General features: G+C 56.6%; 11 protein-coding genes. 2 read left to right on the plus strand and 9 right to left on the minus strand.

All coding sequences use genetic code 11. The features are described from left to right. Positions 1-513: 513 nt before the first annotated feature. Entirely contained in the window at positions 514-1,437 is a 924-nt protein-coding gene (locus Q4D85_RS13840) for a sucrase ferredoxin (protein WP_303201295.1), read from the minus strand. Positions 1,438-1,569: 132 nt separating this feature from the next. Between Q4D85_RS13840 and Q4D85_RS13845 the strand changes: the two genes are divergently transcribed. Further along, positions 1,570-2,196: a hypothetical protein gene (locus Q4D85_RS13845; protein ID WP_303201296.1), complete on the plus strand. Its 627-nt coding sequence runs from the start codon at positions 1,570-1,572 to the stop codon at positions 2,194-2,196. A 40-nt stretch (positions 2,197-2,236) separates the two neighbouring features. On the opposite strand, the gene Q4D85_RS13850 is transcribed toward Q4D85_RS13845, so the two are convergent. The 5 genes from Q4D85_RS13850 to Q4D85_RS13870 all read right to left on the minus strand — a co-directional run bounded on the left by Q4D85_RS13850 (position 2,237) and on the right by Q4D85_RS13870 (position 7,183). Further along, positions 2,237-3,838 carry a DNA polymerase Y family protein gene (locus Q4D85_RS13850; protein ID WP_303201297.1) on the minus strand — a complete coding sequence of 534 codons (1,602 nt, stop codon included), beginning with the start codon at positions 3,836-3,838 and terminating at the stop codon, positions 2,237-2,239. A gap of 2 nt (positions 3,839-3,840) precedes the next feature. Next, positions 3,841-4,551, minus strand: coding sequence for a hypothetical protein (locus Q4D85_RS13855; RefSeq protein WP_303201299.1), 711 nt, complete (start codon positions 4,549-4,551; stop codon positions 3,841-3,843). 73 nt (positions 4,552-4,624) lie between these two features. Then, the gene (locus Q4D85_RS13860) at positions 4,625-5,143 is read right to left on the minus strand and encodes a hypothetical protein (RefSeq protein ID WP_303201300.1); all 519 of its coding nucleotides are present in this window, start codon (positions 5,141-5,143) and stop codon (positions 4,625-4,627) included. Between the two features lie 130 nt (positions 5,144-5,273). After that, positions 5,274-5,975 carry a response regulator transcription factor gene (locus tag Q4D85_RS13865; protein WP_303201301.1) on the minus strand — a complete coding sequence of 234 codons (702 nt, stop codon included), beginning with the start codon at positions 5,973-5,975 and terminating at the stop codon, positions 5,274-5,276. Between the two features lie 5 nt (positions 5,976-5,980). Beyond that, positions 5,981-7,183, minus strand: a complete 1,203-nt coding sequence (locus Q4D85_RS13870; RefSeq protein WP_303201302.1) for an ATP-binding protein — start codon at positions 7,181-7,183, stop codon at positions 5,981-5,983. Positions 7,184-7,296: 113 nt separating this feature from the next. Here Q4D85_RS13870 and Q4D85_RS13875 point away from each other — a divergent pair, with 113 nt between their 5' ends. Continuing rightward, entirely contained in the window at positions 7,297-8,526 is a 1,230-nt protein-coding gene (locus Q4D85_RS13875) for a PspC domain-containing protein (RefSeq protein ID WP_303201303.1), read from the plus strand. A 15-nt stretch (positions 8,527-8,541) separates the two neighbouring features. On the opposite strand, the gene Q4D85_RS13880 is transcribed toward Q4D85_RS13875, so the two are convergent. From Q4D85_RS13880 to Q4D85_RS13890, 3 genes are all read right to left on the minus strand, one after another. After that, positions 8,542-9,003, minus strand: coding sequence for an imm68 putative immunity domain-containing protein (locus Q4D85_RS13880; RefSeq protein WP_303201304.1), 462 nt, complete (start codon positions 9,001-9,003; stop codon positions 8,542-8,544). Positions 9,004-9,673: 670 nt separating this feature from the next. Beyond that, complete coding sequence (gene guaA, locus Q4D85_RS13885; RefSeq protein ID WP_303201305.1) at positions 9,674-11,263, minus strand: glutamine-hydrolyzing GMP synthase; 1,590 nt, start codon at positions 11,261-11,263, stop codon at positions 9,674-9,676. Positions 11,264-11,282: 19 nt separating this feature from the next. Then, entirely contained in the window at positions 11,283-11,540 is a 258-nt protein-coding gene (locus tag Q4D85_RS13890) for a hypothetical protein (protein WP_303201307.1), read from the minus strand. Positions 11,541-11,718: the final 178 nt, after the last annotated feature.

Consider the following 11,718-nt stretch of genomic DNA (forward strand, 5'->3'; position numbering starts at 1 on the left):
CCTTGTCCCTCCCTAGGAACCCAGGAACCGCCAACTCGACTCATTCGTCACCACGACAGGCCACACCACCGGTTTCACCCACAAAAGTCGAGCCGACAAACCCACAAGCCCCGAGCGTGTGGCCCGGGCGTGGTCCTTGAGTGCTGCTTCCTGTCCAGACAAAGCCCCCGATCAGCGTGGTTTTCAGAACACCCCGCTGAAACCCGTCAACTCGACCAATCCGCCCCAGGCACACCGGATACCCCGCCGTCATGCAGAATCAGTCGAGTTCGCCCACCGCACCGCACGAAACCCTTGTCCCTCCCTAGGAACCCAGGAACCACCAACTCGACTCATTTGCCGCCACGACACACCACACCACCGGTTTCACACACAAAAGTCGAGCCGAAGAGCCGACAAGCCCCAAAACCCCAAAAGCCCCTGGTTCCCACTTCCGGAGGCATTAAAGTATGCGCCAGCAAAAAGCTTCACAAAGCGCTGGCGTTGATAATTCCGTAGATAAAGCTAATGAAGCTACAGCGTGGCCACGGATCGTGCCACCCACACGGTTCCGTTATGGGGTTCGTCGCCGCAGGAGGGAATGTAGCCGGTGACTTCTTCTTGTTCTAGTTCGACTTGGAACGCCCGGCCGTCGACAAGCGTGACGGTTTCCCCCGTAACCGAAATCTGCGACGGGCAGACAGCTTCCCCCGCTTGCGCTAGATAGGACAACACTGCAAGTTCAGCCACTTGTCCTTTGCTATCCCACACGCACCGGCCCCGATTACCGGGGAGGAATATCTGCCCGTTGCAGGCGCTGCGATACATGTCAATGCTGGCCTGAACATTGAGGCGGCCGTAGAAATATCCCCATGGAAAGAGCATCATTGATGGGGCAAACCGGTGGCCTTTGGTGTGGCTGCATTCCCAGATGGGTGCGTGTGGAAATTCCTGCACCAAGCTTTTGGCGATGGGACGGCCTTTGATCGCACAGCATCGGTCGCGTTTAGCGTGGGCACATATCATGAGCAGTGGTTGCGTCATTGATTGCGCGCCAAGGTGGGCGTTTTTCCCGGGGCCGGTGGTGTCGATCGCAGCTATGTCGCTTACTGTAGTAATGCTTAATTCTTCTACTACATGTTCCCGACAGAACACGAGATATACCGTTCGGTCTTGTCGAAGAACGTGGCCTTGCCTGCCGGGTTTACGGATAAGAAAAAGCCCAGGCAAGCCAGCGAGCAGTGTAGTTTCTTCGGCATTGAAGGTGCCGCCGTCTAAGATGTCCCGACTCCAGGGCTGCGGATGCTCTAGTACAACGAACATGTCGCCCGTGCGCGCGGTGCCCGCCAATGGTTCGACCCAGATATCGGAGCAGAGGGTGTTAAGCGGTTTGAAAGTGCAAATATCCTGTGCAAATGGGTCGTACCCGCAGTCATTAGCGGGAGGGTGCGGATTCATGGGCACTAGTTTAAAGCAGTTATAAGGCAGTCGGTAGGTTTCGTGGGATTCTTATTGCAGTTTCGCAACGATTCGACGGTTTTACGGGGTTGCACCCCACCAAAGCCTGTTACAGAAGTTACGGTTGTATACATGAGAGAAAAAACATTAATTTCACGTCAGCGGGTAGCGCTTGCGGTCACCGCCCTATGCGCGCTAGGGCTTTCCGCCTGCGGATCTAACCCAACCACCACTGATACCACCATGAAATCTTCGGTCGGACAATCCAGCGCAGCACCGCACAGCGATGCCCCCACTACTGGAACCACTGACACCTCGACCACCGCTGCGGATGATGCGATGAAAACCCAAGCCCCGAAAACACCTGCACAATTAGTACCCACTGCGGTTCGACTGGGAACTCATGAGGGATACGACCGGGTTGTCATCGAATTACACGGCACCGGCACCCCAGGCTGGTGGGTTGATTACGACGAAAAACCTGCCCAACACGGCAGCGGAACTCCGGTGGAGTTTGTAGGCGACAGTGCATTAAACGTCAATATTGACGGCGTGAGCCTTCCGTTTGAAGTTGGATTGGAAGACCCAGAGCTCGCTACAGTCGAAGGCACAGGACCAGTGGTGCGCCAAGTACAATCCCTCGGCACGTTTGAGGGCCGCGCCCAGTTTGTCATTGGGATCAACGGTGCGCCGAAGCCCTATTCGGTTCAAGTATTGGAAAACCCCAGCCGGGTCGTCATTGATATTCACAACGGCTAACCCTGGTAAATGTCAGGCTTACGTTTTTCCTCTCGTCTAGCTATTGATATGTAGCTTCCACCTTCCATCGCCCCGCCCACCGCACTAACCACGCGTGTGGGCGGTCGCGTTTATCCATAGCCACCAGCTGTATTCGCGCATAGGGGCGTTGGTTATCCCACCACTTTCCTAGTATCGGCCACGGGCCTGCCCACCCAATCACCTGGTATTTCTTTCCCGCCCAGCTAAACACGGCGGGTTTTGCGCTCAGCACCACATCGGCTGTCACGTAGACTTCGACGTTGGCATCAGAAAAGATAGCAGCTGACGCATCCCCAGCTGCGGGGTCAATGATGACCGCTGGAAACGGCGGCGGTATCGCCCCCACCCATGGAGTTACTGTAGTTTCTGCCGCAGGGCAGTCGCCATAGGTAGCAAAGGCAATGCGATCTACTACCCCACGTCCACCGATTTCATAAGGTTGCAGCACTTTATCAATCCCTAATTGGGACTGCACCCGGGCGATCACCCGGGCGGCTTTTTCGTCGACGTTATCGCCCCATAATTGTGTTTCTTCAGGTACCGCGCATTCAATCGGGTCCAGAATCAATTGGATAATTCCAGCTGCAGACTCACCCCCGGCATCATCGCCACCGATAAGCCCTGCGTTATCCAGGTTTCTACTGGTCAACCACCCATCTAATTGCCACCGCACCCGATCGGCGGTCGCGGCTTCGGTTAACGCTTGTTTCGTGCGCCAGACCCGCTCTACTACGTGTTCAGCATCTTGCTCGGCGTCGGTTCCGATGACAGCCTGCACCTTCAGCCGCAGACACACCAGCCCGTGGGCTTTCAGCCGCTGATGCAGTTGCGCGGCCAGGTGGCGCGCGGCGAAGGCAGCCGTATCCACCCGGTTAATGGGCAACTCCGGGACAAGCGTGACGGCAAGCTCCGCTCCGGGCGGCGGGCTAGATACCGTGCGGTAATACCTCCCAGTTGCGATCGCGTGGCACCGCGCCCCGGCGCGACCGAACCGGGTAGCCAGCGCAGCGGTATCAAGCGCGGCGATGTCGCCAAGGGTATGCAGGCCGACATGCATGAGGGCCACGACGGTTTCAGCTTCGCATCCGAGCGCGGGTTCCGCCATGAGAACTTTTGTTGGTTGCTGCGCTAGGAATCGCCGGGTGGCCGCGCGTCCTTCGCCAACAACACTCCCCGCCCGGGCGGCGATAATGGCGGTGGTGATGTCGTCGGCGATCCCGACGCTGCAATCATTGCCGCAATGCGCGAAAGCATCGAGGCAGTGTTGCGCCACGATTTCTTCGCTGCCGTGATAGCGCGCGGCGGCGGTGGCGTCGATAAGCACCAAGCCGGGCCGGATAATCTCTGCCGTTGCCACGACCTGGTCTAGTTGTTCGGCTACGTTAAGAAAATACCGCGCGTCGCGTTCGGGGTCCGCTGACACAACCACGATTTTCGGGTGCAGCGCCTGGGCTTGGCGCACGCTCATTCCGCGCCGAATGCCGGCTTTCCGCGCGCTGACATTGCTGACTGTCACCGTATTGTGCTTGACGACGACCACCGCATCGCCGCCCTCAGCGCACTGCGCTGCCAGTGCTGCTTGCACCGGCCAATCGGGAAACCATAAGGCCAAAACACGCATGCTTATACCGCTTTCAACTCCCGACTGCGCCCTATCGTCATGGTGCTCATTCGTTTTCTACCATGGACGGTGGCGCTTATGCGCATGTCTACCGCCTGGATTCGTCCCACCCCGGCCCCGATACCCCGATAGCCGGTTATGTCTGCGGTGATGAGCGGCGCTGAGGTTTCTAACCGCACCCCCACTGTGAGCAATGCCGCCCGCCCGGTACGCAGTTTCGCCATGAGTTTTCGGGTTCTGCTGGCAGGCAGATATGCCTCGACCGGGTTGCGATAAAAAACCGCGTCCACGCCTTCCACCAGGGCGGCCACCACTTCCAGGCCGTCCACACCGGCATCCGGAATAACAACGATCTTGGTTAGATCCCCACCTGCGGCGGGCACCCCGATATACCCCAGCTCCGGCCAGCCCACCACTGCCACCATGCCACCATTACCACTTATATGTGCGATTAGCTCTACCGCTAGCCCTGCGGCTAACCCTAGCTCCACCGCTTGTCGACGCCGCAAACCACCACCAGGAAGAACCTCCGCCAGTGCGGGTGGAACCGGGATAATATCGCAATCATCTACCTGTTGAGCAGATATTTTCACATCACCAGCAGGATGCACCGCAGCCAGTTGCGCCCGCAGTGTCGCAATGCGTTCGTCGCGACTTAACCCAGCAAGCCCCGACTCACCTGCCACACTTTTTCGAACACTCGTTTGCGCCATGCCTTCATGTTAATACCACCACCAGTATTCGCGCCAACCCCCGGCACCACCCACGCCAAAGTGACCGCTGGCTTTAGCCATTGCGGCACCACGCGATCACCAGCATTCTCAGCGCAATAACAAGAGGAATAAGAGACGCGCTACACCCCATACATAGTCGCGTTGGTTTAGCATCGGTTGTCACATGGTTACCGGAATCGGGATACGGATTTTTACCCATTATTTCACGAAGAAATGGTTTGAATTCCCGCATCGGCAATAGGGAAAACAGAAACCCTGACCGGAGCCACCAGACCAGCCCCAAACAAAGTACCCCCATAAAAGCTAGAACAATTATCGGTAAATTCTTCGCCCAATAGTCACGGAAAAATATGATTCCACAAATAAAAACCGCAACCTGACCCCAGGCAAGGAAGAACATATACTCAAAAAAGAAATACCATCTAAAAAACGGTTTTTTCTTCAGCTCCCCCTCTCTTTTAATATCGTAATAAATTAAGTATATAAGAGCTGGGATTATTGCGAGCAATATAAAAGTTCCCGGGTTAATCCACGAATCCATAATCACCTTATCGTCAATAAACTCGCCCATTTCTGCAGTTACTGGAGCTGATCTAGCGCTTCTACAAAAGGGCCAGCGTTTCAGCTGTGGATTAAACTCACTCCCCCACCGCTTGAGGGTAAGGGGCGTCGAAAAGCACGTTTAGTTTTTGCGGCGTGGCCTAATCCAAATCGTGTAAGTGCGCCCAGCGGGTGAGGGCGTGCCGGTTAGATTGCTGAGTCTTGCGCAGAATATTAGAGGCGTGGGTTTCCACGGTTTTAATGGAAATGAATAGCTCCGCCCCGATTTCTTTATAGGTGTAGCCACGCGCCAATAGGCGCAGCACCTCTAGCTCCCGGCGGGTGAGGGCGTCCACCACTGGATCATCAACCTGATCCCCGGCCTCGACCGCTGCATCGCTTTCCGGGGCGTCCACCACACCCGCGCCCGCCGCATCGTCGGGCCGGACGAAGGCATCCAATACAAAGCCCGCCAACCGTGGTGAGAAAACCGCATCCCCCTCGGCGACGCGGCGTATCGCGTCGACAAGCTCCGGGCCGGAGATCGTTTTTGTCACGTATCCCCGCGCCCCGGCGCGAATAACAGAAATCACGTCCTCGGCGGCATCGGAAACTGATAGGGCGAGGAATTTTGTGTGCGCGACAGTTGGTGATTCGTGCACCCCGGCGATGACCGCCACCCCGCCCCCATCCGGCATGTGAACGTCTAGCAGCACGACATCTGGTTGTGTGTCTGTGATTCCTGCGATTGCGTCGGTGACCATTCCGGCCTCACCGACGATCTCTACATGTTCGGATTGCCCGATTTCGGCACGGACACCAGAACGAAACACCGAGTGGTCATCGACAAGGAATACTTTCATGCCTTTCATTCTTCCCTGAATGGCATGCTAATCTCCACCTCCGTCCCAACCCGGCATCCCCCCACTGGTTCATCGGACGCGGCTGCATCGCGGGTAGAACTTGTGATTGTCACCTTTCCGCCAGCGCGTTCCACCCGGCCGATGATCGATTCTGTCACCCCGTGCCGATCGGGAGAAATATTTTCTGGGTCGAAGCCCACTCCCCGATCCCGCACATACAGCCGTAGGCCATCAAAAGTTTCGGCATAGACATCCACAGTGTCCACGCCCGCGTGTTTTGCGGCATTGACCATTGCTTCGCGCCCCGCCAGAATCGCCGATTGAAGCGATTCGGTGATGGGATGATCTTCGCCAACAAAAACTGGCGATATCCGTAGCCCGAATGTATCTTCCACCTCGGCGCACGCCCGATTAATAGCGGCGTAGACGGTGGCATCGGCTTCGGGTACTGGTTCAAATAGCCAGCGCCGCAGTTGGCGTTCTTGACTGCGGGCCAGGCGGGCGACTTCTTCCGCATCGTCTGCGCGTTTTTGGATCAGCGCCAAGGTTTGCAGCACCGAATCGTGTAGTTTTGCGGCTACTTCGGCGCGTTCATCGGCGAGGAGTTTTTCTTCCCGTGCGGTATTAAACTTCTCCCACATCCGTAGGCCGAATGGGATTGCCAACACGCTGACCCCAATGAGCGTCATCAACACTGACGCCACCGCAGTTCCGAATTGTTGTTGGTTTTCCCATTGGAAAGCCGCGAGCAGCACACCGGACAGGACGATAAGCGCACCGAAAACTACCGTGATTGTTGCGCGTTTCGACTCGTGGTGGTCGTAGGCCAACCAGGCCAATACTGCGCCGACCGCCATGACGATAAACGGCACGCTTACCTGCCAGGACACCCCGATTGTCAATGAGCTGGTGGCAATTCCGCCCAGCGCGGCAGCTATCGCCAGCACCCGGACCGCCGCCGTATTCAACTTCCCGGTTACTGGCTGCTTGAGGTTAACGGATTTCGTGCCCACCCAAATCCCGACGTATAAGACGATTCCCAAGCCACCTAGCAATGAAAGCAGAGCCAATACGCCGCGCACCTTGGTTACATCCACCCCCAGGTGTACGGCTAAACCGCTGGCAACCCCAGCCACCACCGCGCCGTCGGCACGACGCCGATAGACGGGGTACGCAACCACTGGCATTGGGGTTTGGCTATAACTCATAGCTGCTATCCTGCCACGGGACGAGTGCCCACAGCATCAGGGTTATCCCTGAATTCCGAAAATCAGGGTAGATCCCGATACCGCAATCAGATAAAACGCTGCACAATGAGATTATGAACACCACCATTGATACCAAATCCATGTGGGCCACCCGGCCAGTCCGGATTCCGAAGGAACAAGGTGGCCGCGCCTACGCCGCTGGAGTGTGCGAAGGCATTGGGGTGCGTTACCAAATCGACCCCACCCTAATCCGAATAGCGTTTATCGCACTGTTCTTCACCAGCAGCGGCCTGACACTCTACCTCTTGTGTTGGTTGCTCATGCCTAAATACTCGGTGCCCAAAGCACCGATTGAAGTTCTGAGCAATAACCGCAATGGCACCTATTCCAGTGAGCAAACCACCGGTTGGATATTGGTCATCACCTTGCTGTTCTTCTCTGGTATTTTTAGTTGGAACAGCGCCTCCATTTTCAGTTCCACCACAATGTTCGCCTTAGCCCTCGGTGCAGTCAGCTGGTGGGCATTACATCAACGCCAGCCTGTTCCACCAGCTGGACTAATCGCTTTCCCACCTCCAACTACCACTGATCCAGGAACAACCATGACCAATCCGCTCCCTGCTCCCGTCCCCGACCCCAGTGCGCAACCTCCGGGAAGCCAACCACCAGGGACCCTACCTCCGACTCCGGGCCCGACTGCGAACCCAATGCCGCAGCCCCAAGCCAACCAGGCACAGGCCCCGCAGGCCCAAGCTCCCCAGGTAGATTTGTCTGGCTACAGCGCCGTACCGGGATTCCCTGCCCCCTATAACCAGCAGAAACCGCCCGCGTGGGATCCGCTGGGGGCTGCCCCGGAATTGTGGTATCTGCCGGAACCTGGCCAAGTCGACGAAACGTTGCAGTCACCGAAAAAGAATTCCGCGCGCCGTAAGTGGCTCACCATCGGCGGTGGCGTCATCATCGCGTGCATTGCTGCTTCCATTCTCAGCGCCATCTTCGACGAGCTGCCCGATTCGATTTCCTCCTCAGTGGGCGATAAAAAGATCGCCGTTACATCTGAACAGGGATTATTGTCCGAGTATTCGTCAGATGTTGGCAATCTCAACCTTGATCTCTCGCGCCTGAGCTCGCTGAGTGCCGAGAAGACCGTCAAGGTGCGCACCGATGTGGGTGATGCCACGGTGATTTTGCCTAAGTCCGTACCGGTTTCCGTCACGTGCGATGCGGATGTGGGATCGACAGAATGCCCCGCTGGCATAGTGAATGAAAGTGCTAGTGGGCCAACGCTCCACATTGATGTGCAGTCCGATGTTGGTGATGTGGAGGTTCAGTTCCAGGATTAAATTCCCACTGGTTGGTTAATCCAGTTGGTTACGGATTTCCTCACACAGATTCCCAAGCTCATATAGTTGATCCTCGTCGAAGTCCTCGGCCACGGCGTATTCTTCCGGCATAAGCGAGAAATACTTTAGCGCTTGGGTAATCTGCACGTTTTCCTTGGGCGCGGAATCGATCCGCATCATTCGGGATCTGGCGCCGCCGATCCGCGCAAGATTAAACCGCCCCACGCTTTTCGATTCAATCAGCAGCACACTCAGATCAAGAATGACCCGAAACGCCGAGTCGAAGGAGAATTCTTCCGCCCCGATTGTGGCGTGGCAGCCAGATTCGGTGAAGTTCCCTTTAAGAAGATCCAGCCCAAGATCGGTGAAAATTTCCGTGGCGGATACTACCTCCGGCTTGGTGTCGAGGTAGCGCACGAATGTGGCACTGTCGGCGGATTCGCCGAAATAGGTGCCCCAATACTGGTCGATCTTCATGGGCGATAACTTTACTCCGGGTTACCGTTTTTTGCTTTTCGACGCCCCACGCAGGCCATAAACACCATAAGTAGCAATAACCAGGATTACCCCCGATAGCTTCCTGAACTACGGCGCATTCGTGGGGTGAGGATCATAAACCCGCCAGAAATCAGGCAGGCGGCGCAGCCGTCTGAAAGCAACTCGACTTTTTCATGAAACAGCGAGTGATTTCGCGGCGTGGGAGACGAATAAGTCGAGTTGGGAAAGGGCACTAAGCCAGCCACGCCGGAGAATGTGGATTAGGGTGAGAAATTCTCAGTTGCCCCAAGGCATATCGCAGCTGATGATGCCCCTAGAACCTAACCTTGGGCGAGCAACTAGCGCGGGCATCTAAAGCAACTCGACTCTTTCATGAAACAGCGAGTGGTTTCGCAGCGTGGGAGACGAATAAGTCGAGTTGGGAAAGGGCACCGAACTAACAGCCAGCGTGCGGTGGGTATGTGGAATCTGGTTTAGGGAAAAGAGCATAGAAACCTAACCGTCTACGCCACTAAAAACACCTCCGGTACGCACTGTGCTGACCACAATGCCATCAACCAAGACAGCCCCGGTTCATAGTGCCGTGTTCCGGATAGCTGACAAATGTAAAAAAGCCGCCAGTAGTTGGCGGCTTTTAACTATTTAGCTGTTATTCCCACTCGATGGTTCCTGGTGGCTTGGAGGTGCAGTCCAACACCACTCGGTTCACGCCGGGAACTTCATTGGTAATCCGGGTGGAGATCTTCTCCAAAACCTCATAGGGCAGGCGAGTCCAGTCGGCGGTCATGGCGTCCTCGGAGGAAACCGGACGCAGTACAATCGGATGCCCATAGGTGCGACCATCGCCCTGAACGCCGACGGATCGAACGTCGGCAAGCAAAACGACCGGGCACTGCCAAATCTCGGAATCAAGACCAGCAGCGGTCAGCTCGGTGCGTGCGATCAGATCTGCCGCGCGCAGGGTCTCAAGACGATCCTCAGTAACCTCACCGATGATGCGGATACCCAAACCAGGACCTGGGAATGGCTGGCGGTTCACGATCTCCTCTGGCAGACCCAACTCGCGGCCGACCGCACGAACCTCGTCCTTAAACAGCAGGCGCAGCGGCTCAACCAGCTTGAACTCCAAGTCCTCCGGCAAACCACCCACGTTGTGGTGGCTCTTAATATTCGCGGTACCAGTACCGCCACCGGACTCCACCACGTCAGGGTACAGGGTGCCCTGCACGAGGAAGTCCACGGTGGAACCTTCAGGGGAATCCGCCAAAACCTCAGAGACGGCACGCTCGAAGGAACGAATGAACTCCGCACCGATAGCCTTACGCTTCGCCTCCGGGTCGGTAACACCCTTCAGCTTGGACAGGAACGCCTCGCGTTCATCGGCAGTCACCAGTTTCGCACCCGTGGCAGCCACAAAATCCGTCTGAACCTGCTCCCGCTCCCCGGCGCGCAACAAACCATGATCTACGAACACACAAGTCAAACGGTCACCAATGGCGCGCTGCACGAGGGCTGCGGCCACAGCAGAATCCACACCACCGGACAGGCCGCAAATGGCACGGCCTTCCTCGCCCACCTGCTCGCGGACGGCGTCGATAAGCTCCTCGGCGATATTCGCAGGCGTCCAGTTCTGTTCCAACCCAGCAATCTCGGTGAGGAAGCGAACCAGTACCTCCTGGCCGTGCGGGGAGTGCAACACCTCAGGATGGTACTGAACACCAGCCATCCGCTTTTCGACGCACTCAAACGCCGCAACCGGCGCACCAGCCGAGTGGGCGGTTGCCACGAAACCCTCCGGGGCTTTGGAAACCGCATCGCCATGACTCATCCACACCTTATGGGTATCCGCCAAACCTGCGTGCAGCACACCACCGTCAACCTCAAGTTCAGTGCGGCCATATTCCCGATTACCAGTGTTTTCCACAGTGCCGCCCAGCGCGTGGGTCATGGCCTGGAATCCGTAGCAAATGCCAAAAACCGGGATGTCTAATTCCAACACCGCTGGATCGAGCGCTGGGGCACCGGTTTCATACACCGAGCTAGGGCCACCGGAGAGCACCAAAGCGGCTGGGTTCTTCGCCTTGATCTCTTCCACCGTGGCGGTGTGCGGGATTACCTCGGAGTACATCTTGGCCTCGCGGACGCGACGAGCAATAAGCTGCGCGTATTGAGCGCCGAAGTCAACAACCAAGACCGGATTGTGCTTTGCGTGGGAGTGCGCGGGATTCTGTTCAGTCACAAATAGACAGTCTAGCGTGTCACATGTGGTTTTCGTCAATGAGGACTAGAAGAAGCGCGACCTCGTACTCGTCGCGAAAAACCACCCCATCCAGTAACGACTCATCCTGCACCTTCACGTGTTTGAAGCTTGCGAGTCGGGAAAACTCAGCACCGGCAAATGAAGACTGTGCGCCAAAGGCGGCATGATCGAACAACCCGTCACCAAACATCGCCTGCTGAAATGTAGCAGGGCCAACTATTAATGCGAGCCAGAAGTTTGTACGATCACACCTCATGTGCCGGAAACTAACAACACCGAAACGGGACCGGACAAAAGATGCTGCTGCGAAATTCGCCCTCTCGAAGCTCGCACCCGATTCGAAGAGTGCGTGATCGAACCGGAAAAGCCCGTCTCCACATATAGCGGTCTCATTTCAAAAGCTTAGGTTGTTTGGGTGTGTTGGTGGTGGGGTT

The organism is Corynebacterium sp. (genome assembly GCF_030532965.1).
In the GTDB taxonomy this organism is placed as follows: Bacteria; Actinomycetota; Actinomycetes; order Mycobacteriales; family Mycobacteriaceae; genus Corynebacterium.

What these genes read in the sequence shown, in the direction of transcription:
- Q4D85_RS13875 (WP_303201303.1), top strand. Translation starts at nt 7,297, where the DNA reads ATGAACACCACCATTGATACCAAATCCATGTGGGCCACCCGGCCAGTC.
- Q4D85_RS13855 (WP_303201299.1), bottom strand. Translation starts at nt 4,551, where the DNA reads ATGGCGCAAACGAGTGTTCGAAAAAGTGTGGCAGGTGAGTCGGGGCTT.
- Q4D85_RS13850 (WP_303201297.1), bottom strand. Translation starts at nt 3,838, where the DNA reads ATGCGTGTTTTGGCCTTATGGTTTCCCGATTGGCCGGTGCAAGCAGCA.
- Q4D85_RS13860 (WP_303201300.1), bottom strand. Translation starts at nt 5,143, where the DNA reads ATGGGCGAGTTTATTGACGATAAGGTGATTATGGATTCGTGGATTAAC.
- Q4D85_RS13870 (WP_303201302.1), bottom strand. Translation starts at nt 7,183, where the DNA reads ATGAGTTATAGCCAAACCCCAATGCCAGTGGTTGCGTACCCCGTCTAT.
- Q4D85_RS13840 (WP_303201295.1), bottom strand. Translation starts at nt 1,437, where the DNA reads ATGAATCCGCACCCTCCCGCTAATGACTGCGGGTACGACCCATTTGCA.
- Q4D85_RS13865 (WP_303201301.1), bottom strand. Translation starts at nt 5,975, where the DNA reads ATGAAAGTATTCCTTGTCGATGACCACTCGGTGTTTCGTTCTGGTGTC.
- Q4D85_RS13890 (WP_303201307.1), bottom strand. Translation starts at nt 11,540, where the DNA reads ATGAGGTGTGATCGTACAAACTTCTGGCTCGCATTAATAGTTGGCCCT.
- Q4D85_RS13880 (WP_303201304.1), bottom strand. Translation starts at nt 9,003, where the DNA reads ATGAAGATCGACCAGTATTGGGGCACCTATTTCGGCGAATCCGCCGAC.
- Q4D85_RS13845 (WP_303201296.1), top strand. Translation starts at nt 1,570, where the DNA reads ATGAGAGAAAAAACATTAATTTCACGTCAGCGGGTAGCGCTTGCGGTC.